The 25,286-nt window shown below is 67.4% G+C and carries 21 protein-coding genes and 1 tRNA gene; 13 read left to right on the top strand and 9 right to left on the bottom strand.

Annotation, left to right across the window (positions count from 1 at the left end; translation table 11 throughout):
* Positions 1-275: 275 nt before the first annotated feature.
* Together ACS5PN_RS22725 and ACS5PN_RS22720 are read right to left on the bottom strand one after the other, a co-directional pair.
* Entirely contained in the window at positions 276-1,010 is a 735-nt protein-coding gene (locus ACS5PN_RS22725) for a SapC family protein (RefSeq protein WP_439466282.1), read from the bottom strand.
* On the bottom strand, positions 1,007-2,314 hold the full coding sequence (locus ACS5PN_RS22720) for a hemolysin family protein (RefSeq protein WP_439466281.1): 1,308 nt from the start codon (positions 2,312-2,314) through the stop codon (positions 1,007-1,009). Before ACS5PN_RS22720 ends, ACS5PN_RS22725 begins: the two co-directional genes overlap by 4 nt.
* Before the next feature lie 125 nt (positions 2,315-2,439).
* Between ACS5PN_RS22720 and ACS5PN_RS22715 the strand changes: the two genes are divergently transcribed.
* From ACS5PN_RS22715 to ACS5PN_RS22705, 3 genes are all read left to right on the top strand, one after another.
* Positions 2,440-3,264 (top strand): symmetrical bis(5'-nucleosyl)-tetraphosphatase, encoded by an 825-nt coding sequence (locus ACS5PN_RS22715; protein WP_439466280.1) that lies wholly within the window; start codon positions 2,440-2,442, stop codon positions 3,262-3,264.
* Positions 3,265-3,309: 45 nt separating this feature from the next.
* Positions 3,310-3,399: transfer RNA gene (locus ACS5PN_RS22710), tRNA-Ser, on the top strand.
* A gap of 230 nt (positions 3,400-3,629) precedes the next feature.
* Positions 3,630-4,580, top strand: a complete 951-nt coding sequence (locus ACS5PN_RS22705; RefSeq protein WP_439466279.1) for a GGDEF domain-containing response regulator — start codon at positions 3,630-3,632, stop codon at positions 4,578-4,580.
* Positions 4,581-4,617: 37 nt separating this feature from the next.
* On the opposite strand, the gene ACS5PN_RS22700 is transcribed toward ACS5PN_RS22705, so the two are convergent.
* Positions 4,618-4,971 carry a DUF1428 domain-containing protein gene (locus ACS5PN_RS22700; protein ID WP_439466278.1) on the bottom strand — a complete coding sequence of 118 codons (354 nt, stop codon included), beginning with the start codon at positions 4,969-4,971 and terminating at the stop codon, positions 4,618-4,620.
* 198 nt (positions 4,972-5,169) lie between these two features.
* Here ACS5PN_RS22700 and ACS5PN_RS22695 point away from each other — a divergent pair, with 198 nt between their 5' ends.
* Positions 5,170-5,595, top strand: a complete 426-nt coding sequence (locus ACS5PN_RS22695) for a PH domain-containing protein (RefSeq protein ID WP_439466277.1) — start codon at positions 5,170-5,172, stop codon at positions 5,593-5,595.
* A 36-nt stretch (positions 5,596-5,631) separates the two neighbouring features.
* Positions 5,632-6,162, top strand: a complete 531-nt coding sequence (locus tag ACS5PN_RS22690; RefSeq protein ID WP_439466276.1) for a CbrC family protein — start codon at positions 5,632-5,634, stop codon at positions 6,160-6,162.
* A gap of 184 nt (positions 6,163-6,346) precedes the next feature.
* Here ACS5PN_RS22690 and ACS5PN_RS22685 read toward each other — a convergent pair whose 3' ends face one another.
* Positions 6,347-8,506 (bottom strand): hypothetical protein, encoded by a 2,160-nt coding sequence (locus ACS5PN_RS22685; protein WP_439466275.1) that lies wholly within the window; start codon positions 8,504-8,506, stop codon positions 6,347-6,349.
* Between the two features lie 257 nt (positions 8,507-8,763).
* Between ACS5PN_RS22685 and ACS5PN_RS22680 the strand changes: the two genes are divergently transcribed.
* Positions 8,764-9,573, top strand: coding sequence for a plasmid replication/partition related protein (locus tag ACS5PN_RS22680; protein WP_439466274.1), 810 nt, complete (start codon positions 8,764-8,766; stop codon positions 9,571-9,573).
* Between the two features lies 1 nt (position 9,574).
* On the opposite strand, the gene ACS5PN_RS22675 is transcribed toward ACS5PN_RS22680, so the two are convergent.
* The 4 genes from ACS5PN_RS22675 to ACS5PN_RS22660 all read right to left on the bottom strand — a co-directional run bounded on the left by ACS5PN_RS22675 (position 9,575) and on the right by ACS5PN_RS22660 (position 15,392).
* Positions 9,575-11,491 (bottom strand): hypothetical protein, encoded by a 1,917-nt coding sequence (locus ACS5PN_RS22675; protein ID WP_439466273.1) that lies wholly within the window; start codon positions 11,489-11,491, stop codon positions 9,575-9,577.
* A gap of 243 nt (positions 11,492-11,734) precedes the next feature.
* Positions 11,735-13,303: an ABC transporter substrate-binding protein gene (locus tag ACS5PN_RS22670; RefSeq protein WP_439466272.1), complete on the bottom strand. Its 1,569-nt coding sequence runs from the start codon at positions 13,301-13,303 to the stop codon at positions 11,735-11,737.
* 80 nt (positions 13,304-13,383) lie between these two features.
* The gene (locus ACS5PN_RS22665; RefSeq protein ID WP_439466271.1) at positions 13,384-14,613 is read right to left on the bottom strand and encodes an HD-GYP domain-containing protein; all 1,230 of its coding nucleotides are present in this window, start codon (positions 14,611-14,613) and stop codon (positions 13,384-13,386) included.
* 134 nt (positions 14,614-14,747) lie between these two features.
* On the bottom strand, positions 14,748-15,392 hold the full coding sequence (locus tag ACS5PN_RS22660; RefSeq protein WP_439466270.1) for a c-type cytochrome: 645 nt from the start codon (positions 15,390-15,392) through the stop codon (positions 14,748-14,750).
* 89 nt (positions 15,393-15,481) lie between these two features.
* Between ACS5PN_RS22660 and ACS5PN_RS22655 the strand changes: the two genes are divergently transcribed.
* Genes ACS5PN_RS22655 through ACS5PN_RS22635 form a run of 5 tightly spaced genes read left to right on the top strand, consistent with a single transcriptional unit; the run spans position 15,482 to position 20,760 of the window.
* On the top strand, positions 15,482-16,336 hold the full coding sequence (locus tag ACS5PN_RS22655; RefSeq protein WP_439466269.1) for an AAA family ATPase: 855 nt from the start codon (positions 15,482-15,484) through the stop codon (positions 16,334-16,336).
* Complete coding sequence (locus ACS5PN_RS22650; protein ID WP_439466268.1) at positions 16,336-16,563, top strand: hypothetical protein; 228 nt, start codon at positions 16,336-16,338, stop codon at positions 16,561-16,563. Before ACS5PN_RS22655 ends, ACS5PN_RS22650 begins: the two co-directional genes overlap by 1 nt.
* A complete protein-coding gene (locus ACS5PN_RS22645) occupies positions 16,560-17,156 on the top strand; it encodes a GNAT family N-acetyltransferase (RefSeq protein WP_439466267.1) in 597 nt (198 codons plus the stop codon). The genes ACS5PN_RS22650 and ACS5PN_RS22645 overlap by 4 nt, the downstream gene beginning before the upstream one ends.
* Positions 17,153-19,138, top strand: a complete 1,986-nt coding sequence (locus ACS5PN_RS22640) for a S9 family peptidase (protein WP_439466266.1) — start codon at positions 17,153-17,155, stop codon at positions 19,136-19,138. Before ACS5PN_RS22645 ends, ACS5PN_RS22640 begins: the two co-directional genes overlap by 4 nt.
* Entirely contained in the window at positions 19,135-20,760 is a 1,626-nt protein-coding gene (locus ACS5PN_RS22635) for a M28 family metallopeptidase (protein ID WP_439466265.1), read from the top strand. The genes ACS5PN_RS22640 and ACS5PN_RS22635 overlap by 4 nt, the downstream gene beginning before the upstream one ends.
* On the opposite strand, the gene ACS5PN_RS22630 is transcribed toward ACS5PN_RS22635, so the two are convergent.
* Complete coding sequence (locus tag ACS5PN_RS22630) at positions 20,744-22,033, bottom strand: sensor domain-containing phosphodiesterase (protein WP_439466264.1); 1,290 nt, start codon at positions 22,031-22,033, stop codon at positions 20,744-20,746. The two genes, ACS5PN_RS22635 and ACS5PN_RS22630, sit on opposite strands and share 17 nt — an antisense overlap.
* Positions 22,034-22,207: 174 nt before the next feature.
* On the opposite strand from ACS5PN_RS22630, the gene ACS5PN_RS22625 reads away from it, so the two are divergent.
* Both ACS5PN_RS22625 and ACS5PN_RS22620 read left to right on the top strand, forming a co-directional pair.
* Entirely contained in the window at positions 22,208-23,878 is a 1,671-nt protein-coding gene (locus ACS5PN_RS22625) for a serine/threonine-protein kinase (protein WP_439466263.1), read from the top strand.
* Entirely contained in the window at positions 23,875-25,110 is a 1,236-nt protein-coding gene (locus tag ACS5PN_RS22620; RefSeq protein WP_439466262.1) for an OmpA family protein, read from the top strand. Before ACS5PN_RS22625 ends, ACS5PN_RS22620 begins: the two co-directional genes overlap by 4 nt.
* Positions 25,111-25,286: the final 176 nt, after the last annotated feature.

Genomic DNA, 25,286 nt, shown 5'->3' with positions numbered 1-25,286 from the left:
AGCATCCTTAGCGCCCAACGCGCCGAGCGGCGGAGTCTAGGGATTGAATTGGTGCATTTCGTTGAAGGTCACAGACCGATACATCTAAATCGGTGACTTTTGGGGGTTAACCCCGTCGTCGGAAAGCGCTACAGCGCCCAGCCGCGGGGCACGACACCCCCCAGTTCGAGGGGGCGTGGACGGGACGCAAAGGCCCCCGGGTGCACCAGGCGGTGGCGCCCGCCCCAGAAAAAAGGCCACGCAATGCGTGGCCTCGAGGCAGGAGCGCCGCGGGATCAGACCGCGTACTTGCCGACCAGGCGGTTCATGTTGGTCAGCGACAGGCGATGCATCTCGATCATGGCCAGCAGGCCGTTGCGATGCAGCTGCAGCACCTTGTCGTCGGGCAGCTCGGCGTACTTCTTCTCGTCCAGGGCCATGAAGCCCTCGACGTCGAGCTTCTCGTTGTTGGGCAGCGTGGCTTCGAAGCGCATGTCCTGCAGCAGGTCCATCTCGACCAGCAGGTTGCAGATCAGGCGGGTGCGCTCGGCTTCCTGTTCGAAGTTCTCCAGGAAAGACTTGGCGTTGACCAGGAACTCGGTCGGCTGGCCGTCCTTGAACAGGGCTTCGCCGGTCGTCTCGTTGAAGGCCGACCACTTCAGGTCGTAGCAGACCGCCATGTTGTCGGTCTTCTCATCCAGGCGGGCCATCGCGAAGGGGTAGCGGCGCACATAGGCGGGCACGTAGTTGCCGGTCCACTTGTCGCCATCGACGAACAGGTTGGAGCCTGCCTTCAGGCCCAGCACGGCCAGCGGCGCAACGGCCTGCTTGCCATCGGGCGAGGCCTGGCCGGCGCGCACGAAGACGATGGGGAATTCCTTGCAGGCGTCGCCAAATTCGACGGCAGCCAGGAAGACCGAGTTCTGGTCGGCCACGCGGGACACGACAGATTGCGCGGTGTCCAGCTTCAGGTTCTTGTGGACTTCGCGATCCAGCGGCAGCAGTTCGCCGTACATCGGGGGGTTGCTCATGATTCTTTCTCTCTCGTTTCCTCGGCCAGACGACTGACCAGCACTTTGTCCACACGCTTGCCATCGAGGTCCACGACCTCGAATCTCCACGCGTCCCACTCCACGACATCGGTCGTGCGCGGCAAGCGCCCCAGCAGCAGCATGATCATGCCAGCCAGGGTGTTGTAGCGCCCACGATCCTCTTCGGGCAGTTCCTTCAGCTCCAGGCGGTCCTTCAGCTCGGGCACGGGGATCAGGCCGTCGATCAGCCAGCTCCCGTCCTCGCGCTGCACCGCCCAGGCGTCACCATCGCTCGGAGCATTGAACTCTCCGGCAATGGCTTCCAGCACATCGCGCACGGCAATCACACCCTGCACCTCGCCGTACTCATCGACGACAAAGACCAGCGGCGCATCCGAGACGCGGAAATGTTCCAGCAGTTCCATGCCCGACAGCGTCTCGGGCACGAACAATGGCGATTCCAGGCCCGCCATCAGGTCCAGCGGCAGGCCTTCGAGCATGCCGGCCAGCAGGGCCGGCGCGTTCGCAACGCCCAGCACTTCATTCAGGCCGCCGCGGCAGACCGGGTAGCGGTTGAAGCCATGCTCGCGCAACACCGCAAGCACCTCGGCCGGCGTCGCGTCGACTTCCAGCCAGGCGATCTCGGCGCGCGGAATCATCATCGAGCCGACCTGGCGCTCGTCCAGGCGGAACACATTGCGCACCATCTGGTGCTCGTGCTCCTCGATGACGCCGGCATCCAGGCCTTCTTCCAGGCTGGCGGCGATCTCTTCTTCGGTGACGCCGCGCTGGCCCTTGTTGCGCAGACCCAGCAGGCCCAGCGTCGCCTCGGTCATGAAGCTCAGCGACTTCACCAGCGGCCGCGCGGCCACCGAGATGAAGTTCATAGCCGGCGCGACCAGGCGGGCCACCGTCTCGGGATAGATCTGGCCGATGCGCTTGGGCACCAGCTCGCCGAAGACGATGGTCAGCAGCGTGATGATGACGACGACCAGGGCCGTAGCGGCGATGTCGGTCGCATGCGGTGCCAGATGGAAGGTCTCGGTCAGCCAGCGCGACAACGGGCCGGAGAAGGCCGCATCGCCAACGATGCCGTTCAGCACGCCGATGCCGGTGATGCCGATCTGCACCGTCGACAGAAACTTGGTGGGGTTGTCGTGCAGGTCCATCGCGGCCTGCGCACCGCCCTCACCACTCTCCACCATCACCTGCAGCCGGGCCTTGCGGCTGGCGGTCAGCGCCATTTCCGACATGGCGAACAGGCCGTTGATCAGGATCAGAAAGAGAACGAGAGCGGTATCCATCGAAGGCGCCAGACCAGGGTAAACCCCAGGCGGCGCGGGGCAAAAACGAAGCCCGGGAGACTATCAGATGGGCGTGACACGGCCCACCGTGCGATCCCTCGCTCGGGGGCCGGGACAATCCGGGCATGAACTACCTGATCGGTGACCTGCAGGGCTGCTGCGACGCGCTGGAGCGTCTGCTGCAGCAGCTGGACTTCTCCCCGTCTCGCGACCGCCTGTGGCTGCTGGGCGACCTCGTCAACCGCGGCCCGGCCTCGCTGGCCACGCTGCGCCGCCTGATCCGCCTGGGCGACACCGCCACCTGCCTGCTCGGCAACCACGACCTGCACCTGCTGGCGGCCCACCACGGCGTGCGCCACCCGCACCGCGGCGACACCCTGGACGACATCCTCGCCGCCCCCGACCGCCACGCGCTGATGGACTGGCTGCGCCACCAGCGCATGGCCGTCTTCGAAGCCGGCTGGCTGATGGTGCACGCCGGCGTCGTGCCGCAATGGAGCCGCGACGACACCCTGACTCTGGCCGGCGAGGTGGAGGCCGTGCTGCGCGGCCCTGCCCTGCCCGACTTCCTGCACGCCATGTACGGCAACGAGCCGGCCCGCTGGGCCCCCGACCTGGCCGGCACCGCACGGCTGCGCTTCACGGTCAACGCGCTGACGCGGCTGCGCTTTTGCACCGCCGACGGCGAGATGGACTTCAAGACCAAGGACGGCGCCGGCGCCGCACCCGAGGGCTTCATGCCCTGGTTCGACGCGCCGGGCCGCCAGACGGCCGGCACGCCGATCGCCTTCGGCCACTGGTCGACGCTGGGCCTGCTGGACCGGCCAACGCTGCTGGGGCTGGACACCGGCTGCGTCTGGGGCGGCCAGCTGACGGCCGCGCGCGTGGACGGCACGGCGCGCGAGATCATCCAGGTGCAATGCGAGCAGGCGCAGAAGCCGGGGGCATGATCCGGCGCCCTTAGAATGCGGCTCCCTCGCAAGCGCGGGGTCCACGGAGGCTTGGGGGAGCGGTTTAACCCAACGGTCTTGAAAACCGTCGGCCGGTCAAACGGCCCGTGAGTTCGAATCTCACAGCCTCCGCCAGCGGAACGCGAGAGCGCCGTGGCCGCAATATTTCCTGGCCAGAGCCTCCGGGCCTGTGCAGCTTCGCAAAGCTATGCCGTGCGCAGGCGCAGTCGTTCGCGACCCGCCCCCAAGTCGGGTAACAAGCTGAAACCATTTGGCCTCACAGGGGCGTAGAAGCGCTCGACCTTGCTAACGTTGAAAAACGTGAATATGGGGAGCCGCTGCTGTCTACTTCCGCTACCGTCTATGTGCTTCACGTCGATGACCACCTGGACAACCTTCAGACCACGAAGCTGATCCTGGATCGTCCCGGCTTGGAGGTGGTCTCCGCCGAGTCCGCCATCGCTGCGCTTGACCAGTTGCGCAAGCAGGACTTCGCGCTGGCCCTGGTCGACGTCAACATGCCTGGCGTCGACGGCTTCGAGCTCGCGCAAATCATGCGGGGCGACACGCAATTGCGCGAGGTGCCCGTCATCTTCATCACGGGCGCCAGCACAGACCCGGTGAACGCGTTTCGGGGATACGAAACGGGGGCCGTCGACTTCCTCGTGAAGCCCGTGCCTCCCCTCGTTCTGGAAGCCAAGGTGGGCGCCTTTGTATCGCTCTACCTTCAGCGCAAGGCGCTTCGTGACGAGAAGGACTACTTTGAACGCCTGTTGCGGGCCAACCAGCAAATGGCCACGGAGCTGGAACACGCGCATGAGCAGGCACTCCAAGCAGCGTTCACAGACGAATTGACCGGCGTTCCCAATCGACGCCATATCCTGAAGCTGGCAGAGAGCGCACTGACGGACCCGAGAAAGCACTCCCAGCCGGTGAGCTTCGCCGTGCTGGACCTGGACTTTTTCAAGAAGATCAACGACACGCATGGCCACGCGAGCGGCGACGCCGTCCTGCGGCATTTCTGCGAAAGCACCCAACGCCACCTCCGTGCAGGGCAGGCCGTCGGGCGGATCGGTGGTGAGGAGTTTTTGCTGCTGCTGCCGGGCACCACCCTGGCTGATGCCCAGACCGCACTGGAGCGCCTTCGCCAAACCCTCGAGCCGCACGCTGGCATTCGATACACGTTTTCCGCGGGGCTCGCCCAGGCCCGCCAAGGCGATACCGTCCACACGGTCATCGAGCGTGCGGACCGGGCGCTTTACCTTTCGAAGGAACGTGGCCGAGACTGCACTTCCAGCGAGCTCATGGACTTGTAGCGCCAGGGCTGGCCGCGTGAAGCGGGTGGCCGATGGATCACTCGTCAACGATGACCTGGAAGCCGCCAAAGATCATCCGCTTGCCATCGAAGGGCATGCCTTCCGGCCCCTTCTGCATGCTCGGGTGTTCCATCACCTTCTTCATGCCCGCATCGCGGACCTGCTTGGAAGGCCAGACGGACCAAGAGAAGACCACCGTCTCGTCGGGCTGGCACTGCACGGCCAGCGGAAACGACGTCAGCTTGCCTTCAGGCACGTCGTCGCCCCAGCACTCGACGACCCGCAACGCACCGTTCTCCTTGAACAGTGCGGCCATCTCCAGCGCCAGCTTGCGGTAGAGCTCCCGATTCTGGTTCGGCACCGGGACGACATATCCATCGACGTAGTTCATGGCCGCTCTCCATTGAGGTTGCACGGCGACACCGCCGCTACGAAGACGACGGTCCAGCCGCATCAATATCGACAGGTCTGCATTGCACGTCTGTAAACGCGTGTTGCATAGCCTCCTACGTGGGCGCGGCCGCTCGAAGACGCCATGACGGCCCCGACGTCGCATCTAATCCATGACGGCCCAGCAACAGGATGCACCATGTCAAGCTATGTCGATGAAGTTCTGGTCCCCGGTGAACGGCTGGTTCATCAGGGGCGCACCAGCCTGTGGTCGGTCTGGCATCTGCTGCTGTTCGGGCTGCTGCTGCTGCCTGCCTTCGGCCTGGGGCTCGTGCTCTGGGTGGTCGCCTACGTCCGCATCCGCTCGACCGAGTTGGCGGTGACCACCAAGCGCCTGATCGTCAAGCACGGCTTCATCCGTCGCCACACCATCGAGATCAACATCAACAAGGTGGAGAGCATCCAGGTGGACCAGTCCTTCACGGGCCGGATGCTGAACTTCGGCACCCTCGTCATCGCCGGCACGGGCTCATCGCATGCGCCCATTGACGGCATCGCCGACCCGCTCGGCTTTCGCCGCGCCTTCGTTGAGGCCCAGGACTCGGCAGCCAGCAGCCAGGCTTAGCGCCCGCCTAGGCGGCGCATCTGCTAGCGTGCCGCCATGGACATCCCCTCTTTCCGCTACCACCCCGACCCGCTGGCCACCGGCGCCATCGAAGCCCGGCAGATCACCTGCATCTGTTGCGGCCAGGCGCGCGACTTCGTCTATGTGCAGCCGGTCTACGCGACCAGCGACCTGGACGAGAAGCTCTGCCCCTGGTGCATCGCCGACGGCTCGGCGGCCAGCAAGCTGGGGGCGAGCTTCTCGGACCCGCAGCCGCTGCTGAAGGCGGGTATCGCACAAGACGTCGTGGACGAGGTGAGCCTGAGGACGCCGGGCTATTCCTGCTGGCAGCAGGAGGAGTGGCTGGCCCATTGCAACGACGCCTGCGAGTTCCACGGCGATGCGTTGGAAGAGGATGTGGAGGACGCCAGCGAGGCCGTCAAGGCCGACTGGCGCCAGCACTACGGCCTGACCGAGAAGGACTGGGCCCGGGCCACCCGCGACTATGAGCCCGCGGGCGACAACGCCTTCTACAAATTCGTGTGCCGGCATTGCGGCGTGGTGCGCCTGGGCTGGGACAAGTCCTGACGCCGGCCGCTCCCATCCTGGTGCAGACCTGACCCTCCACGCCTCAACATGAGGCAGCCCGCCCAAAAAAAGGCCCCGAGCTGAACCAGCTCGGGGCACGAATCCATCCAGGCGGATGGAGGAGACAACTGACTGCTTCTGTCTTTGCAGATTGCGTGCCAGGTCTCCACCGGTGCCGAGGATTTCAGGGGTAGTTGGTCACCGTCGGCGTGTAGGCCGCGTTGCAGGCCGTCTGGTCGCCTGTGCTGTTGATCGGATGGACGATGCCGCCATTCGATCCCAGGCAGACCGAGATGAGGCTGTGGAAGCGCACGTTCGAGTTGACGGGCGCTTCGACGGCGCGGTCCAGCAAGATGTTGGCGTTGGTGAAGACGCTGTAGACGCCCAGGCCCCAGGCCTCGTGGCTGGTCACGTTGTCGGCGACCTTGTACGACGCGAACCCGCGGCCGGTGGCGCTGTTCCACGAGGCCTGGCTGGGCGGGTCGTAAGGGATCTCCGACTGGTAGAAATAGACCCGGCCGCCGTTGCCGTTCCACACCACCTGGTGGTTCTGGAAATGCTCGACGAAGAGGCCGTAGACGGTCACGTTGTTGCCGTTGACCCAAAGGCCGTAGGACGAGGGGTTGCTGGTCCAGCCCACGCCGGCGCCATGGTCGGCACGCCACAGCCAGGTGTGGTCGACGATGGTGTTGTGGGCATTGATGCTGAGGCCGAAGGCGACCCGCCCGGCCGCCGCGCCGCCGATGCGGAAGAACACGTCGTGCAGCACGGTGGGGTTGGCCGCATGGCTGGCGCTGGCACCGTTGGGGCCCACTTCCAGCAGCACGCCCGACTCGGTGGCGCCCGCATCGAAGAACAGGCCGGCGATGGTCAGCCCATCCACGTCGGCCGTCTTCATCAGCGGCTGGCCGTTGTCCGAGCGCAGGGTCGGGAAGCCAATGCCCAGCAGCACGGTGTTGGGGTTGTTGACCTGCAGCGTCTGGGTCAGCACATAGATGCCCGGCGTGAAGAGGATATGCCGGCCGGCCGCCAGTTGCGCGTTGATGGTGGCCGCGCTGTCCGTCGGCTTGGCGATGAAGAATTGGGCGATGGGAATGGTGGTGCCCGGCGTGGTGGCGCCGTTGGACCAGGTGATGCCCGAGCTGTTGCTGCGCAGCGAAGGCAGGCGCACGGCATAGCTGCCATTGGCGTCGATGAAGAGATAGGGCTTCTCGCGTACCACCGGGGTCTCGTTGACCTTGGTGTAGCGCTGGCCCTGGGTCGGGAAGTTGCCGGCCGGCGCATTGGGCACGCCGACAAAGACCATGTTCCAGCCCGAGCCGGTCCAGCTGCCCCACTGGCTGTTGCGCGAGATCCATTGCTGCTGCGAGGCCGAGTTGACCTGGCCGTCGACCAGCACCTCCGAGAACCAGCCGCCGCTGGACCAGCCGTTGTTCTGGTTCAGCTTGATGTTGCCGCGCACATGCATGCGCCGGAACGGAATGGCCTGGGACACCGCCCATTGCATGGTGTTGTTGCCGATGCCGAGGCTCGGCGTGACCGAGAAGTTCTCGGCGCCGCGCCAGAAGTTCTGCGTTGCGTTGTCGCCGCCGAGATAGGCGTCGGAGCGCAGGTCGCCGTTGACGTGGACCTGGTCGGGGTGGCTGCCCAGACCCAGCACCTGGGTGTAGAAGCCGACCGGGATGCGCAGGCCGTTGTAGGTGCCGGGCGTCAGCAGGATGGCGTCGCGGCGGTCGCCGAAATGGTTGCCCTGCTGGGCGCTGTAGACGTCGTTGATGATGCCCTGCAGATTGGGCGTGCTGGGGCTGAGGATGCGCACATTGGGCCCGAGATCAGGCGCGGGGCCGGGGCCTGTGGTGACGGTCGAGAGGACAAACTGCTCCCAGGCTCCGACCGTCTGCCGGTTGGCCACCAGGGCGCCGCCAATGTTGAGGTCGGCGCTGACGTACAGATTGTTGGCCGCCGAACGCAGCGCCACCGTGCCGTTGGATTGCGGCACGAGGGTGAACTGCTCCCAGCCGCCGACGCTGGGTCGGTTGCCGATCAGCCGGGCCGTGTTGGGCGAAGCCAGGCCGATGTCGGCCGCAACGAAGTTGCCGCTGATGGTGGCCTTCAACGACACCGTGCCGTTGGCGTTATTGACGACTTCGAACTGCTCCCAGGTGCTCGCCGTCGGCGCAGTCGCCGTCAGGTAAGAGGTTCCCGTCGCGGTCGCGCTGACGAAGTTGTTGTTGGCGACGGCCTGCAGGGTCGCTGCCTCCGTGCTGCCGAAAACGCCCAGCAGGGCCGCGAGTGCGCCGCCGTGGAGGAATCGTCGAAAGGCTGTGGGCCTCATCCAATTCATGCTTGTCTCCTGTTATTGCTGCCGTCTTTTGTCCGGATTTGGAACCGGTTCCACGGCTGACGCGAGTTGAGCATTTCCGCCCGGGCGCGGGTTTAAGGGTTAGCCCGTCGCCAACGCTGTCGACAGCGCGATTGCCTAAAATCGGGGACATCACGAGTCTGGCCGCCTGCAGGCAGCCGTTGCGGCTCTCCCACCTCATCCAGCCCTTCACCCGCGCGCACCGCCGCCCGGGTGCAGGCGCCCTGCTCCCGGTTTCCATGGACATCGTCGTCAACGAAGAACTCAAGGCCTATATCGATCCCCTGACGCCCGAGGAGCACGAGGCGCTGGAGCGCAGCATCCTGGCCGAAGGCTGCCGCGACGCCCTGGTGCTGTGGGGCGATGTGCTGGTGGACGGCCACAACCGCTACGGCATCTGCCAAAAACACGGCCTGCCCTTCCGGACGGTGCAGAACCCGCGCTTCAAGTCCTTCGAGGACGTGCACCTGTGGATGATCGACCAGCACCTGGGCCGGCGCAGCATCTCGGACTTCCAGCGCGGCGTGCTGGCCCTGCGCAAGCGCGAGATCGTGAACGAGCGGCGCGCACGCATCGCGGCCGTGGCCGGCCTGGAACCGGTGGCCCCCGCGCCGACAGCCGACGCAGCCCCTGCCCCCGACAAGCTGGACACGCGCGAGGCCCTGGCCAAGGCGGCGCGCCTGAGCAGCAACCAGGTCGTGATGATCGAGAAGATCCAGAAGCAGGGTGCGGCCGAGCTCGTCGCGGCCGTCAAGGCCGGCACCATCTCCATCAACGCGGCCGCTGCCGTGGCGACGCTGCCGGCGCAGGAGCAGGCCGCCGCCGCGGCTGCGGGCGCCCAGGAACTCAAGCAGGCGGCCAAGCGCGTGCGCGAGGCCAAGCGCAAGGTCACCATCGCCGTCAGCGCGCCGGACGAGGGTGTACCGGCCGCTGATGCTCAGGCTGCCGAGCCGACGATGGAATTGCTGCGCCTGCGTGTGGCTGAACTCGAGGCCGAGAACGCAGTTTTGCGCCAGGAGCTGGCGGCGCTGCGCGCGGCCGCAGCCTGAATCAGGGCTTGCCCGTGTAGCGGGTGTGGAAGCGCCGGCCCTGCGCATCCATGGCCTGCAGCCACAGCTCGGACGTGACGCTTTCCAGCGGCGTGTAGGCGGTAGCCAGCGTCGCGGTGGTCTTGGGAGGCAGCGGCGCCGCCGTGTCCAGCACCGTGGGTGTGCCACCGACCGTGGGCGTGAAGACACGCTTGATCTCGATGATGCGCAGGTCGGGGTTGGCCGCGGCCCAGCCGGACCAGTTGATCACCAGGGCGCCGCTCTGCAGCGAGGCGGCGGACACCGGGCTGGTGGTCGAGGCGCTGTCGATGCTCGGGAAACGCGTCGTGGCCGGCTCACCGAGCACGTCGGCACGCAGCCAGGCATTGCGCGTCTCGGCCACGCCGGCGATGGTGTAGCTGGTGATGAACTTGGCGCCGCGCACGCTGTCCGCGCCGCCGATCCAGCCGACCGCAGCGCGCTGGATGGCGATGTCGCCCACACCACCGGTCGGGATCAGGTTGGTGGCGCCGGGTGTGGACGACACGCACAGCATCAGGCGGCCGCAATAGCCGAAGGGGATGCTGTAGCCGCCGGGCATCTGCACCGTGGCCGAGCTGAGCAGCTGGGTCGGCGGAATGCCGGGGATCGGGTCGGCCGTCTGCGACTGGATCTCGATCTGCAGGCCGATGCCCGGGTTGGGCACGACGGCCGTGCTGGCCGTGCCATCGGCGCTCAGCGCGCGGTAGCCCAGCGGGTAGACGGCCACCGACAGCTTCTTACCGTTGCCGATGAGGTTCCACTTGTTGGTGGTCGTGGCCGACTTGTTGTAGCTGACGGCGTCGCTGAAGAGGTCGACGGTAGCGCCGCTGGAGTCGCTGATGATGGCGCCCACCAGCACCTTGGCGCAATTGCCGGCGGTCGGCGCGTCGTCGGCGCAGCCCAGCAGCTGGAAACGGCCGAACTGTCGGTTGCCCGTCGTGTAGGTGGACAGGATGCCAGCCAGGTCGGCCTTGCTGCGGCCGTTGTGCTTGTCGTAGCCGGTGACCAGGGTGTTGTTCAGGATGGTGCTGACGTCACGCCCCTGGGCGATGAGCTGGTTCAGCGCGGCGCCCAGGTCATCCAGGCCAGACAGGGTGCCGAGCACGGTCGTCGCGCTGGTGGCCGCCTTCAGCGTCGACGTGATGGCATTGGCCGGCGTGCCGCTGGCCTTGAGCAGCTCGGTCTGGGCCGTGGGCAGCTCGACGACCACCTCGGCCGTCGGCGCGGCAATGAACTTGTTGCCGATCTGCAGGACCGGCACATTGAGCTTGGAGCGGGCCAGGTCGACACGCACGCTCTCGATGAGCAGATCGTGAGCGCCCTTGTTGGCGGCGAAAGTCGAGTCGGCCAGCAGGTCCAGCGACGCCGCATCGGTGATCTTGAGGTCGCTGATCTGGGTCTTGACCAGGGTCTTCAGGAAGGTGGCAGCGGCGGAAACCGCCGTGGCCATCTGCGACAGCTGGCTGCCGCTGGTGGAAGCCGCGGCAAACACCGGCGCCGGCTCGGTACCCAGGGACAGGGCGACGATGGCATTGGTCAGCGGCGTCACATGACCGACCATGGCGGCGCTGATGGTGGGCACCGTCGAATGCAGGACCTGCATGGTGCCGGCGGCGTCCAGGCCGCGCGCCTGGATGAAGAGGGGCGCGGCCGGGCTGGTGGTGCTCAGCGTCAGGCTGTAGCTGCCGTCGGTAGGGTGCGTGGTGGCCGAGCCCACAGCCTTGCCCTGCCCGTCGACGATGCTGACCTGGGCGCTGACCAGGGGCGCACCGGTGGCGGCCACGCCGCGCAGCGTGGGCGGTGTTTCCAGGGGTGGCGTGCCACCGCCCCCGCCACCTCCGCCGCCACAGGCGGTGAGGGACAGGGTCAGCAGGAGAGCGGCGAGGCGGTACAGCATGGCGCGGGCGGAAATCTGGCTGGAGCCAGTGTGCCGAAACGCCCCTCTCGCATTCGCCAGATAACGGGGCGAACTTAGGGCTTTACCCAGCGGCTCCCGCAGAGCCGGCTTTGCCGGGCTGCGCGGAGCGCCCCCCTGAGTGGGCTGAGGCCGGACACAAAGAGTCCTGAGGACTCTTTGTGCCTGCCGAAGGACAAGGCCTCTGGCCTTGGCACGGCGTCAGCCGGTAGGGGTGGGCCAAGTTCAGCGGCTGATCTGAACCCAGGCCAGCTCCAGCCAGTTGTCGGGCCGGTGCACGGCCGTGACATTGGCACGGGCGCCCCAGGGCACCACCTGGCGGTGCAGGGGAATGATGTTGACCTGCTCGCGCAGCTCGGTCAGCGCGCCGCGGATCTGCTGCTCACGCTTCTTGCCGTCGGCTTCGACGCTGGACTGGGCCGCCAGCGCATCCGCCTTGTCGTTGTGGAAGCCGCCGAAGTTGTAGTTGCCCACGCCCTTGTCGCCGCGGTTGCGGTAGAGCGGCGTCAGGATGCTCTCGGCATCCGTCACCGAGCCGCCCCAGCCGTACATATAGAGGCTGGTGTCGTACTTCTCCAGCTTGGGGAAATACAGCACCCGCGGCATGGCGTTGACCTTGACCTTGATCTTCAGCTGGGCCCACATCGAGGCGAGTGCGGTGCAGATCTCCTCGTCGTTGATGTAGCGGTTGTTGGGGCAGTCCAGCGTGACCTCGAAGCCCTCGGCAAAGCCGGCCTCGGCCATCAGCTTCTTCGCAGCGGCCAGGTCATGCGGCAGGCGGGTCTGCAGGGCCGGGTCGTCGAAGGAGGCCTGGCCCGAGGGCGTCAGCGCGCCAGTGGGCACGGACAGGCCGGCCATCAGCTTGGTGCGGATGGCCTCGATGTCGATGGCCTGGTACAGGGCCTTGCGCACGCGCAGGTCCTTGAAGGGGTTCTTGTCGCCTGGCACATTGCCGTAAAGCAGCTTGTCGCGCGACTGGTCCATGCCGATGAAGACGAGGCGGTTCTCCGGGCCTTCGATGACCTTGACGCCGGCCGTGCTGCGCAGGCGGGCGATGTCGCGCGGGGCGGGATCGAGCACGAAGTCCACCTCGCCCGAGACCAGGGCGGCCAGGCGGGTCGCGTCGGTCGCGATGGGCGTATAGACCACCTCCTGCAGATTGCCCTGGAACTTGTTCCACCAGTTCGGGTTGCGCTTGAGCACGGTCTTGATGCCCGGCTGGCGGCTGGCAAGCATGAAGGGGCCGGTGCCGTTGGCGTTCAGCGCCGTGAAGCTCTCTTCTTTGTTCTTGAAGTCCAGTGGCTTGGTGACCTTGTGGGTCTCGCACCATTTGCGGCTCATGATCCACAGCTGGTCGATGTGCTGCAGAAAGATCGGGTTGAAGGTGGTCAGCTGGAAGTCCACCGTCAGCTCGTCGACCTTCCTGGCCGTGCCGACGGCATTGGCCCAGACGGCGATCTGCGATGTCGGCTCCTTGGCGCGCTGCACCGAGAAGACCACGTCATCAGCAGTCAGCGGCGTGCCGTCGTGGAATTTGACGCCCGGGCGCAGCTTGAAGCGCCAGGCCAGCGGCCCGGTCTGCTTCCATTCCGTGGCAAGACCCGGCACCAGGGCCAGCTTGGCGTCGCGGTTGGTCAGGCGCTCGTAGATCTGGCCGTTGACCATGTTGGTCAGGCTCTCGTTCTGGGAGTCCGGGTCCATGGTCTGCGGGTCGCCCTGGCTGGCCCAGCGCAGGGTCTGGGCCTGGGCGCCGCAGGCGAGTGCCAGCAAAGCCACGCCAATCCATCGTTTCATCACTGATCTCCCAACTGCAGGTACCGCGGCAGTTTAGGAGGATGGGCAAAGCCCCTGCATCCGCGTTTCGCGGCTATGGATCAGCGTTTTGCGTTGGGATTCCAGAGCTCGTCGAGATGGCCGAAGTTCCAGTTCTCGGGTGGCTCACGGCCGGCAATGCGGTCGGTGGACGTGGACAGGTCGATGAGCTGCACCGGGATGGGCATGCTCGACTTGGTCGAATAGAAGACCTTGACGCGCGGCGTGACCAGCGAGGTGGCGTTCTGCTCGACGACGACGGCCAACTTGCCCGACTGCAGCTTCACCAGGGTGCCGGTCGGGTAGATGCCCACGCTCTTCACGAAGGCCTGGAAGATGACGGGATCGAACTGGCCCTTCCACTGCGCCATGCGCTGCAGCGAGCCGGCCGGGTCCCAGGCTTCCTTGTAGGGCCGCGTGGAGGTGATGGCGTCGTAGACATCGCAAACGGCGCCCATGCGCGCCAGCACGCTGATCTGCTCACCGGCCAGCTTGTGCGGGTAGCCGGTGCCGTCCATCTTCTCGTGGTGATGCAGGCAGACGTCCAGGGCCGAGGCCGGCACCTTGGCGCCATCCTTCAGCAGGTCCCAGCCGCGCTCGGGGTGGCCGCGCATGACGGTGAATTCGGCATCGGTCAGCGCGCCGGGCTTGTTCAGCACCTCCAGCGGCATCTGCATCTTGCCGACGTCGTGCAGCAGGCCGGCCAGACCGGCCTCGCGCTGCTGGGCTTCGTCCATGCCCAGCTGTCGCCCCAGCGACACCATCAGGCCGCAGACGGCGACCGAGTGCATATAGGTGTAGTTGTCCTTGTCCTTCAGCCGGGCCAGGCTCAGGAAGGCAGACGGGTTGCGCGCCAGCGAGGACGTGACCTCGTCGACGATGGGCAGGCAGTTCTCGGTGTCGATGGCCTTGCCCAGGCGGGCTTCGCCGAACAGGGCCGTGACGGCGACGCGGGCCTTGTGCAGCACCTGGGCCGCGCGGTCCAGCTCGGCCTCCATGCTGACGCGGGGCTCGGGCACGCGGGCCTCGGGAGGCGGCGGTGCCGGCGGGCGCTCAGGCACCACGGTCACCACGACCGGCGAAGACGCGGGCGCGGGCGCTGTCTCGACGTCACTACCCTTGTCGTTGTCTATCCATACCGCCGGCACGCCGCTGACCTTCAACGCAGCCAGGTCGGCGGGATCGGTCAGGACAAACTTGGTTTTCCAGAAGGGATGGGAGAGCCAAGCACCCTCCATCGCCTGGAGGAACATGCCCAGCCTCACCTCGGTGGTGGGGATCTTCTTCAGCATGACACCGTCGTCTATGTAACGCTGAGTATCCCCGCGGGTCAGGGATTGCCACTGTGCAGCCCTGCACGCTTTTCGCCCGGGGCAACAAAAAGCCGCCCTCCAGGGGCGGCTTCCGGGGCCGAGGCCAGCGCTGATCAGCGGAACTTGCTCTGCGGCACGGTGGCCAGCTCGGTCGGCAGCGTGCTGATGTAGCTGGCAATGGCCTTCAGCTCGGCATTACTGAACTGCTTGACCTGGCCGGCCATGACGCCGTTGCTGCGGCCAACGCCGGGGTTCTTCTCGGTCTTGTAGGCCTTCAGGGCCACCGTCAGGTAGTCGGCATGCTGGCCGGCCAGCTTGGGATAGCTCGGGTCGATAGGCTTGCTGAAGTTGGCGCCGTGGCAGGACACGCAGGCGCCCTTGGTCAGCAGCTCCGTCACATTGGCGGGCGCGGCCGGGATGCTGTCGGCCACCGCCGGCAGCTTGGCCTGCTGTTCATAGAAGGCAGCCACGTCGTTCATGTCCTGCTCGCTCAGCGAGCCGGCGATGCCGCGCATGGTCGGGTGCTTGCGGTCACCCTTGGCATAGGCCTGCAGGGCCGACACGATGTACTTCGCGTTCTGGCCCGCGATCATCGGCACCTTGTGAATCTCGGGGAAGCTGGCCTGGTAGCCGACGATGCCGTGGCAGCCAATGCACATTGCGACCTTGGTCTCACCGGCCTTCACATCCTGGGCCTGGGCGGCAAAGGCGCCAAAGGCAGCGGCCAGGGCGAGCGAGATCTGCAGCAGTTTTTTCATGGTCCCCAGGGGTGTGATGTTCTTGAGCGGCGGCGATTATAGGAGGCCTCCTATACTGGTCCGGCCCCCTTCTAGCCCCGGTTTTCCCCATGAAATTCCAAGGTTCCGATCAGTACGTCGCCACCGCCGACCTGATGCTCGCGGTGAATGCGGCCGCCACGCTGCAGCGCCCCCTGCTGATCAAGGGCGAGCCCGGCACCGGCAAGACCATGCTGGCCGAGGAAGTCGCCAGCGCCCTGGGCATGCCTCTGCTGCAGTGGCATATCAAGAGCACGACCAAGGCCCAGCAGGGCCTTTACGAGTACGACGCCGTCAGCCGGCTGCGCGACAGCCAGCTCGCCGGCATCGAGGGCAGCGACCGGGTCAAGAACATCGAGAACTACATCGTCAAGGGCGTGCTGTGGCAGGCTTTCGAGGCCGACCAGCCCGTCGTGCTCCTCATCGACGAGATCGACAAAGCCGACATCGAATTCCCGAACGACCTGCTGCGCGAGATCGACCGCATGGAGTTCTATGTCTATGAAACGCGCCAGCTGGTCAAGGCCAGGCACCGCCCTCTCGTCTTCATCACCTCCAACAACGAGAAGGAACTGCCGGACGCCTTCCTGCGCCGCTGCTTCTTCCACTACATCAAGTTCCCCGACGCCGAGACGATGAAGAAGATCGTCGACGTGCACTTCCCGACGCTCAAGAAAGACCTGCTGGCCGCGGCGCTGAAGAACTTCTACGACGTGCGCAACCTGCCGGGCCTGAAGAAGAAGCCCAGCACCTCGGAGCTGATCGACTGGCTCAAGCTGCTGGTTGCCGAGGATGTGCCGGTGGACGCCCTGCAGGCCAAGGACGAGAAGGTCAGCATCCCGCCGCTGGTGGGCGCCCTGCTGAAGAACGAGCAGGACCTGACGCTGTTCGAAAAACTCGTGTTCATGCAGCGCAACAACCGCTGATGCAACAGCCGGACTTCAACCGCGCGATGCGCGAGGGCCTGGCCGATGCCATCGGCTTTGTCGGCGGCGCCCTGGCCGGCTGGTGGCTGGGCCGGCGGTTCGGCATCGATTTCGTTGCCAGCACCGACTGGAACGCCCAGCAAGTCGTCGGCCTGGTGCTCATCGTGGCCGGCTGCGGCGCGGGCCGCTTTCTGGCGCGGCGAGTGATGCTCAAGGACAAGCCATGAAGCCCGTCACCCCCACCACCCTGGCCGCCGGCCCCATCCGCCTGGTGCCGCTGACGCTGGAACACGTGCCCGGCCTGCAGGCCGCTGCCGCCGATGGCGAGCTGTGGAATCTGCGCTTCACCAGCGTGCCGGCGCCCGACGAGACCACGGCCTATGTCGAGGTGGCGCTGAAGGGCCAGGCCGACGGCCACCGCCTGCCCTTCGCCGTGCTGGACGCGACGACGGGCGAGGTGCTGGGCTCGACCAGCTATCACGACATCGTGCCGGCGGTGGAGCGCGTCGAGATCGGCTACACCTGGTATGCCCAGCGCGTGCAGCGCAGCGCCGTCAACACGACGGCCAAGCTGCTGCTGCTGACGCATGCCTTCGAGACCCTGGGTGCCAAGCTCGTCGGCTGGCGCACCGACAACTTCAACCACGCCTCGCAGCGCGCCATCGAGCGCCTGGGCGCCAAGCGCGACGGCGTGATCCGCCACCACGCGCTGCGCCGCGACGGGACGGTGCGCGACACCGTCATGTACAGCCTGACCGCGGGCGAATGGCCCGAGGTCAAGGCCCACCTCCATTGGCAACTGGCACGACCAAGAGCATGAGCAAGAAAACCAAGGCCTTCGATGTCAACTCTCTCTGGGCCTTGGATCGCATAGGCGACTCCAGCCTCAGCCCCGATGGCGCCCAGGCCGTCGCCGGCGTCACGCGCTACGCCATGGAGACCAACAAGGCCCAGAGCAGCCTGTGGCTGTTCTCGACGCTGGGCGGTGAACCGCGCCGCCTGACCGAGGCCGGCGAGAAGGACGGCAACCCGCAGTGGAGCCCGCGCGGCGACCTGATCGCCTTCACGGCCCGGCGCGAACAGGGTGGCCAGCGCGATGAGGAGACCCAGCTCTATGTGATCCCGCCGGATGGCGGCGAGGCACGCCGGGTCGGCCACATTCCCACCGGCGTCGAGTCCTTCAAGTGGTTCCCCGATGGCCGGCGCATCGCCTTCGTGTCATGGGTCTGGCCCGGGCTGAAGGCCGCCGCGCAAGACCAGGCCCTGCACGACTTCAAGGCCCGCAAGGAGACCGCCTACGTCACCGACGAGGCCCTCTACCGCTTCTGGGACCACCACGTGCCCATGGGCCGGGTGCCGCATCTGCATGTCATGGACATCGAGACCGGCAAGGCCCGCGACCTTTTCGAAGGCACGGCCTGGGAGCTGAGCCGCGCCGAGCCCGATGCCAACGCCTTCGACGTCTCGCCCGACGGCAAGCGCATCGCCTTCGCTTTTGATCCGGGCGCCGAGAAGAAGCTGGATGCCCGCTTCGCGCTGGCCGAGATCGATGTGCGCACGCGCCAGGCGGCCACCCTGCTGCAGGACGGCGGCTGGGATTTCGGTGCGCCGCGCTACAGCCATGGCGGTGCCCACCTCGCCGTCCTCGCCAGCCACCAGGCCCTGGGCCACAACCGCCCGAATCAGCTCGCCGTGCTGGATCAGCAGGGACGCTGGGCCGTCTTCAGTGAAGACTGGGACCACGAAGTCAGCGCGCCACTGCGCTGGACCGAGGACGACCAGAGCGTCCTCTTCGCCGCCGAGGAGCGCGGCTGCCGCCACCTGTGGCAGTTCGCCCTGGGCGAGCGCCTGGCCGAACCCATCTTCCAGGGCGGCCATGTCGGCAGCTTCTCGCTCGCGGCGGACTTCGTCGTCATCAACCACGACAGCGTGCAGTTCCCGCCGCGGCTGTCGGTGCTGGGCGACGACGGCGTGCGCCGCATCGAGGCGCTGAACGACGCGCGCCTGGCCGAGCACCGCTTTGGTCGGCATGAAGAAGTGACCGTCAAAGGCGCACGCGGCGACGACGTGCCGATGTGGCTGATCTACCCGCCGGGCTTCGACGCGAAGAAGAAGTGGCCCGTCATGCATGTCATCCACGGCGGTCCGCACACGGCCTTCGGCGACAGCTGGCATTGGCGCTGGAACCACCAGGCTTTCGCCGCGCAAGGCTATGTCGTCGCCTGCGTGAACTACCACGGCTCGTCAAGCTACGGCTTCGAGTTCCTGGACAGCATCACCGGCCACTGGGGCGAGTACGAGCTGCAGGACGTTGAGGCCGGCACCGACTGGCTGCTGAAAAAGCCCTGGGTGGACAGGAAGCGCATCGTCGCCACCGGCGGCAGCTATGGCGGCTACATGGTGGCGTGGATGAACGGCCATGTGAAGGCCGGCCGCTACCAGGCCTATGTCTGCCACGCCGGCTGCTACGACTGGCAGGCCATGTATGCCGACGACGCCTATGGCTGGCACCGCAAGGAGCTGGGCGCCGCCTACTGGGACGACCCGGCCCGCGTGGCCTCGCAAAGCCCGCATGCCTTTGCCCAACACTTCAAGACGCCCACCCTGGTCATTCACGGCGCCATGGACTACCGCGTGCCCGATGCCCAGGGCCTGGCCTACTACAACACGCTGAAGTCCCTCGGCGTGCCCTCGCGCCTGGTGTGGTTCCCGGACGAGAACCACTGGGTGCTGAAGCCGCGCAACAGCCGGCTCTGGTACGGCGAGTTCTTCGCCTGGCTGGAACAGCACACCCAGCGATGAAGCGGCGCGGCCTGCTGGACGCCGCTGCCGCCGTGCTGGCAGCGGCCGCCCTGCCCGCGGCCGCGCGCAGCCGGCCACCCCAGGCCGAACTGCGCCGCCTGCAGGCCCATCTGCGCTTCCTGGCCGACCCGCTGCTGGAAGGCCGCGAGGCCGGCACCCGCGGCTTCGACATGGCCGCCCAGTACGTAGCGGCCCAGTTCGCACAGCTCGGCCTGCAACCCCTGGGCGAGGCCGGCGGCTATGCCCAGGCGGTGCCGCTGAAGACGGCGCGCCTGGACCTCGGCAAGCCACCCACGCTGGAGCTGTGCCGCGGTGACAGTTGCGAAAGCCTGGCCTGGCTGGACGACTTCCTGACCGGCCCCGACATCCACCTGGCCCGCTCCGAACTCAGCGCGCCGCTGGTCTTTGTCGGCTACGGCATCACCGCGCCGAAGTTCGGCCTGGACGACTACGCCGGTCTGGACGTCAAGGGCAAGATCGTCGTGACCTTGTCCGGCCGCCCGCCACGGCTGCCGACCGAGGAAGGCGCGCATTTCAGCAGTGGTCGCACCAAGGCCGAGCTGGCCGTGCAACGCGGCGCCATCGCCGTCTTCCGGCTGGCCACGCCGCGTAGCGAGATCGTCGCCCCCTTCCACAACGGCCGCCGCTTTGTCGACGGCCTGGACATGGAATGGCTGACGCCCGAGGGCCGCGCCGGCAGTGACGTGCCGGGCCTGCTGGGCCGTGCCAACCTCAGCCTGCAGAAGGCGCCGCAGCTGCTGGCCAGCCTGACCGCCGACTACACCCAACTGGTGGCCGATGCCGAAGCCGGCCGACCGATACCGCGCGGCGATCTGGGCCTGAGCGCACGCCTTGTCCGAGACAGCATCCACGGCCAGGCAGGCAGCCACAACATCGTCGGCCGCATCGAGGGCAGCCACCCGCGGCTGAGGCATGAGCACCTGCTGTTGACGGCTCATCTGGACCATCTCGGTCGCAAGGGCGATGTGATCTACCCCGGCGCCATGGACAACGCCGTGGGCGTGGCCCTGTTGCTGGAGACGGCGCGACTGCTGGTCCAGGCCCGGCCGCAGCGCTCCGTCATCGTCGCCGCGCTGACGGCCGAGGAGAAGGGCGAGCTCGGCTCGTCCTACCTCGCCAGCCATCCACCGGTGCCGGCCGGCTCGCTGGTGGCGGCCATCAACATCGACATGCCCATCCTGCTGCACGACTTCAGGGACGTGGTCACGCTGGGCGCCGAGCATTCGACCCTGGGCGCCGCGGCTGCGCGCGTGGCCCGCCGTCTCGGGCTGCAGACCTCGCCCGACCCCATGCCCGAGCAGAGCCGCTTCACGCGCTCCGACCAGTACAGCTTCGTGCGCCAGGGCATCCCGGCCATCATCCTGGGGCCGGGTGGCGCGTCCTTCGATGCCAGGGAAGACGGCAACGCGCTGATGAGCGAGTTCCGCCGCGAGCGCTACCACCAGCCCGGCGACGACCTCGGCCAGCCCTTCCACTGGCGCGCCGTGCAGCGCTTTGCCCAGTTGCAGGCGGAAGTGGTGATGGAAGTGGCGAACGAATCCGGCCGGCCGCACTGGCTGCCGGGCAGCTTCTTCCGCCAGACCTTCAGCCCGGGTCGCTGAGCCAGTCGATGTCCGTGCACAGCACCTGCAGGCTGCCACCGGGCCCGCGGGAGGCGACCGACAGCGTCACGCACATCTGCGCGCCATGCAGGCTGAGATATGGCCGCGTCATCTGCACGACGCCCGGCTCGTCCAGCGCGCGGCGGAAATAAGGCCGCCGCGCCCAGCGCGCCTCGCCGGCACGTCCGAGCGGCTCGAAGCGCGGGTCCAGCGACGCATGCGCCACGCCGGGCGGCAGCAAAGGGTCGGCCAGGTGGCGGCCCTGCTCGTCCAGCAGGAAGCAGACCTGCACACCCGGCAGGGCCAGCAGTTCGGCGCAGGCATCGGGCAGGCTCAGGGCCTGCAGCCGCGCCTGGGCACGCTTGAGGGCCTCGCGATAAGGCGCCACATGGCCGGCATGCGCGCGCCGCGTGCCGGCATGGCGCTCGTCCAGCAGCGTCCAGATGGCCTCGATCTCTTCCGACGCGCCCTCGGGCCCGAGCATGCCCGGCACCGGCCGGCCAAAGACGAAGCCCTGCACCATGTCGACGTCCACATCCAAGGCCAGCATGGCCTCGTCGCGCGTCTCCACGCCTTCCAGCAGCACCAACGACCCGCACTCGTGCAGCAGCGACACCATCTGGGCCAGCACGCGGGCGATGCGTGGCGAGCCGCAGGCGCGGCGCAGCAGGCTGCGGTCCAGCTTCACGATCTCGGGGTGGATATGCCAGATGCGGTCGAAGTTGGAATGACCCGCGCCGAAGTCGTCCAGGGCCAGCAGGCAACCGGTCTCGCGCACATTGGCGACGGCACGCTCGAAGTCGGCCTCCTGGGCCATGACGTCCTCGGTCACCTCCAGCACGACGCGGTGCATGGGCAGGCCCAGGGACTGCATGGTGCGCACCGACGACTCCAGCGCCAGGCTCTGCTGGGCGCCATGCACGAAGACCGCGGGATGAATATTGAGGAAGAGCCACCCCTCATCTCCGGCCTGATGGACGAAGTTGTGGACATGCAGCAGCCGGCACAGCCGGTCGGCCGCCCACTGCTGGTCGAAGCTGCGCAGCTGCTCGAAGAATTTCAGCGGCGAGACGGACTGACCGGTCGGGTCGGACACGCGCAGAAGCGCCTCGTAGCCCACGGCGCGCCGGTGCGGGAAGCTGAACACCGGCTGGAAATGGCTGTCCAGCTGCCAGTCTCCCTGCCGTGCCCGCCAGCGGCCGTCTTCCATCTCCAGCGACTCGACGAGCCGCAGCAGCATGGCGTCCGCGCCGGGCGGTGCAATGGCTTTCAAGGGCGGTCCTGTGCGAGCGACATGCGGCCCATACTAGCCATGCAGCCTGCAAAGGCGCGGGAATATCGCACTGCATAATCGTTTTCAACCTTGCCGCCCCCTTAGCCAAGCGCCCATGCCGACCCCGTCCTTGCAAACGTTGCGCGCCGCCCAGCCCCCGGTGGCGCTGCGGCAATGAGCGCAGCGCCAGCCGACCCCTCCGGGCGCCCCGCGCCAGAAGACCCGGAAGAGCCAACCGTCGCCATGGGCGTCAAGCTGACGCCCGGGCACACCATCCCGGCCGGCACCCGCCTGCACGACTACCGCATCGACCGCGTGCTGGGTGAAGGCGGCTTCGGCATCGTCTATCTCGCCACCGACGTCGCGCTGGAGCGGCAGGTCGCCATCAAGGAATACCTGCCCTCGTCGATGGCGGCGCGTGCCGGCCGGTCGCTGACGGTGCTGGTCAAGTCGGCGGAGCACGAAGAGACCTTCCAGATCGGGTTGAGGAGCTTCGTCAACGAGGCCAAGCTGCTGGCCCGCTTCGACCACCCCGCCCTGCTCAAGGTGCATCAGTTCTGGGAGCAGAACGGCACGGCCTACATGGCCATGCCCTACTACCAGGGGCAGACGCTGAAGGACGCGCTGGCCAAGCTCGGGAGGCCGGCGACCGAGAACGAGGTGCGTGCCTGGCTGATGCCGCTGCTGGATGCGCTGGAGGTGCTGCACAACGAGCACTGCTACCACCGCGACATCGCGCCGGACAACATCCTGCTGACCGACCACGGGCCGCTGCTGCTGGACTTCGGCGCCGCACGCCGCGTCATCGGCGATCTCACGCACGCCCTGACCGCCATGCTCAAGCCGGGCTTCGCGCCCATTGAGCAGTACGGCGACATGCCGGGCGTCACGCAGGGCCCCTGGACCGACATCTTCGCGCTGGCCAGCGTGCTCTACGCCGCCATCAGCGGCCGCCGCACGGTGGCCTCCGTCGAGCGCCTCCTCGACGACCAGTTGCGCCCGCTCGCCACCGTGGCGGCCGGCCGCTGCGGCAACGCCTTCCTCGCGGCCATCGACCGCGCGCTGGCCATCCATCCCAAGGACAGGCCGCAATCCATCGCCGAGTTCCGCGCCCTGCTGACTGCCCACGACACGCAGACCATCGATCTGCTCGAACTGGAGGCTCTGGGCCTGCCGTCAGGCGACGAAACGGTGCTGATGCCGGACTTCGACCCGACGCAGGCGGCACCGGGCAGCAAGTCGCCGGCACCACGCGAGCCGACACGCACCCAACCGTCGGCGCCCGCGCTGGCTCCCGTGCCGCCGCCCCCACCGGTGCGGCCCGCACCGCCGCCGCATCGTCCGTTGCCCGATCCCGCGCAGCCCCCCGTTGCCGTGGTCACGCCGCCGGCATCGCGCCGCGGCCTCATCCTGGGCCTGGCCGGCGCGGCCGGCCTGGGCGTGCTGGCCTGGGGCGGCTATCGCCTGCTCTCCACACCGGCCCCCGCCGAGCTGCCGCCGGCGCCCTTGCCGGCATCGGCACCCGCCTTGACCCCCGCTTTGGCACCGCCGCCTGCACCCATCGCGTCCAGCCCCGCCGTTCCGGCAGCTTCCGCGGCTTCGGCGCCAGACACGGCCGCCTCTGCAGCACCGCCGCCCCCGGCACCCGCGCCAGCCCCTGAGCCGGCACCCGCGCCAGCGCCGACACCCGCGCCCGCACCGGCTGTGCCCAAGCCGCGTCCTGCGGCGCCCGCCCCCGCGCCTGTTGCCACGAAAGGTGCGAAATGCAGTGATATTCTGCAAAAGGCGTCACTGGAACCCCTAACTGCGAGTGAGGCCGCTTACCTGAAGAAGGAATGTCGATGAGTAGCGCCGGCCACACGAATCGCATCAATTTTTCAGCGCACCTGGGGCGCGTGATCGCCCTCGGTTGCATGGCCGTCCTCGCAGGCTGCCTCGCCACGGGGCCGACACAGCCCACGGTGTCCACCAATGAGCGGTCCTTCAGCGAGGCCGTCGTCATCGCCACCGATGGCCTGGTGTCCCAGACCCAGAAACTGCCCGCCTTCCTGGCCAAGATGGAGTCCAAGATCGTTCGCAAGAACGTCGTCGTCGATCCCATGATCGACGCGGCCAGCGGCCAGCAGACCCAGACCACCCAGCTGCTGGAGCGCCGCATCGGCGAGCGCCTGGCGGCACGCAAGGAAGGCGGCTTCGACCTGCTGCCCTTCAAGACCGAAAACCTGGCCAAGGTCCAGTACCTGCTGACCGGCACCCTGACCCGCCAGCCCGGCACCGCCGTCAAGCGGCCCTTGAACATCAACCTGGCCCTGGTGGAGATCAAGACGGGCCAGGTGGTGGCACAGGCCTCGGCGCTGGCTCGCGATGACGGCCTAAACCACACGCCGCTGGCCATCTACCAGGACAGCCCGGTGCTGGTGAAGGACAAGGTCATCGAGGGCTATATCAGCACCTCGTCGACGCCGCCGGGCAGCGCGGCCAATGCCGTCTACATGGAGCGCGTCGCGGTGGCCAGTGTCATCAACGAGGCCGGCTCCCTCTACAACTCCGAGCGCTACCAGGAGTCGCTGGCCAAGTACCAGGAGGCCCGCGGCCAGACCGGCGGCGAGCAGCTGCGCACCCTCAACGGCATCTATCTCAACAACGTCAAGCTCGGGCGCATCGCGGAGGCCGAGTCGGCCTTCGGCCAGATCGTGGCCTATGGTCTGCGCGCCAACAAGCTGGATGTGAAGTTCCTCTTCAACCCCGGCAGCACCGAGTTCTGGTCCGACCCCAAGATCAGCGGCCCCTATCCGATGTGGCTGCGCCAGATCGCCAAGGAGGGCGCCGGCGCCCGGGTCTGCATGGTCATCGTCGGCCACACCAGCCACACCGGCTCGGAGCAGACCAACGACACGCTGTCGCTGCAGCGCGCCACCTTCATCCAGCAGCGCCTGGCCTCCGAGTCGTCGGGCCTGGGCCAGCGCACCAAGGCCAGCGGCATGGGCTGGCGCGAGAACCTGGTGGGCAGCGGCAGCGACAACGCAGTGGACGCGCTGGACAGGCGCGTCGAGTTCCGCGTCGAGCCCTGTAACTGAAAGCCCCTCGCCCACCCTCGCATCGCTGGACGCGAGCGAGTCTGGTCGGTCCCCCGAGGGGACGGCGATGCTTGCGGCATTGAGCCGCAAGCACATCGCCCAAGGCGGGCCGGCTAGGGAGCGGCCCGGCGCTCGGCCCGCAACGCCGCAGAACCAACGGATACGGGCATGGCGCC

Origin of the sequence: Roseateles sp. NT4, from assembly GCF_051857475.1 — a bacterium.
GTDB lineage: Bacteria > Pseudomonadota > Gammaproteobacteria > Burkholderiales > Burkholderiaceae_C > Pelomonas.
Note: the sequence above shows the minus strand (reverse complement) of the source record. Positions and strands in the feature narration are given on the sequence as shown.

What these genes read in the sequence shown, in the direction of transcription:
- ACS5PN_RS22725 (WP_439466282.1), bottom strand. Translation starts at nt 1,010, where the DNA reads ATGAGCAACCCCCCGATGTACGGCGAACTGCTGCCGCTGGATCGCGAA.
- ACS5PN_RS22720 (WP_439466281.1), bottom strand. Translation starts at nt 2,314, where the DNA reads ATGGATACCGCTCTCGTTCTCTTTCTGATCCTGATCAACGGCCTGTTC.
- ACS5PN_RS22715 (WP_439466280.1), top strand. Translation starts at nt 2,440, where the DNA reads ATGAACTACCTGATCGGTGACCTGCAGGGCTGCTGCGACGCGCTGGAG.
- ACS5PN_RS22700 (WP_439466278.1), bottom strand. Translation starts at nt 4,971, where the DNA reads ATGAACTACGTCGATGGATATGTCGTCCCGGTGCCGAACCAGAATCGG.
- ACS5PN_RS22695 (WP_439466277.1), top strand. Translation starts at nt 5,170, where the DNA reads ATGTCAAGCTATGTCGATGAAGTTCTGGTCCCCGGTGAACGGCTGGTT.
- ACS5PN_RS22690 (WP_439466276.1), top strand. Translation starts at nt 5,632, where the DNA reads ATGGACATCCCCTCTTTCCGCTACCACCCCGACCCGCTGGCCACCGGC.
- ACS5PN_RS22685 (WP_439466275.1), bottom strand. Translation starts at nt 8,506, where the DNA reads ATGAATTGGATGAGGCCCACAGCCTTTCGACGATTCCTCCACGGCGGC.
- ACS5PN_RS22680 (WP_439466274.1), top strand. Translation starts at nt 8,764, where the DNA reads ATGGACATCGTCGTCAACGAAGAACTCAAGGCCTATATCGATCCCCTG.
- ACS5PN_RS22675 (WP_439466273.1), bottom strand. Translation starts at nt 11,491, where the DNA reads ATGCTGTACCGCCTCGCCGCTCTCCTGCTGACCCTGTCCCTCACCGCC.
- ACS5PN_RS22670 (WP_439466272.1), bottom strand. Translation starts at nt 13,303, where the DNA reads ATGAAACGATGGATTGGCGTGGCTTTGCTGGCACTCGCCTGCGGCGCC.
- ACS5PN_RS22665 (WP_439466271.1), bottom strand. Translation starts at nt 14,613, where the DNA reads ATGCTGAAGAAGATCCCCACCACCGAGGTGAGGCTGGGCATGTTCCTC.
- ACS5PN_RS22660 (WP_439466270.1), bottom strand. Translation starts at nt 15,392, where the DNA reads ATGAAAAAACTGCTGCAGATCTCGCTCGCCCTGGCCGCTGCCTTTGGC.
- ACS5PN_RS22655 (WP_439466269.1), top strand. Translation starts at nt 15,482, where the DNA reads ATGAAATTCCAAGGTTCCGATCAGTACGTCGCCACCGCCGACCTGATG.
- ACS5PN_RS22650 (WP_439466268.1), top strand. Translation starts at nt 16,336, where the DNA reads ATGCAACAGCCGGACTTCAACCGCGCGATGCGCGAGGGCCTGGCCGAT.
- ACS5PN_RS22645 (WP_439466267.1), top strand. Translation starts at nt 16,560, where the DNA reads ATGAAGCCCGTCACCCCCACCACCCTGGCCGCCGGCCCCATCCGCCTG.
- ACS5PN_RS22640 (WP_439466266.1), top strand. Translation starts at nt 17,153, where the DNA reads ATGAGCAAGAAAACCAAGGCCTTCGATGTCAACTCTCTCTGGGCCTTG.
- ACS5PN_RS22635 (WP_439466265.1), top strand. Translation starts at nt 19,135, where the DNA reads ATGAAGCGGCGCGGCCTGCTGGACGCCGCTGCCGCCGTGCTGGCAGCG.
- ACS5PN_RS22625 (WP_439466263.1), top strand. Translation starts at nt 22,208, where the DNA reads ATGAGCGCAGCGCCAGCCGACCCCTCCGGGCGCCCCGCGCCAGAAGAC.
- ACS5PN_RS22620 (WP_439466262.1), top strand. Translation starts at nt 23,875, where the DNA reads ATGAGTAGCGCCGGCCACACGAATCGCATCAATTTTTCAGCGCACCTG.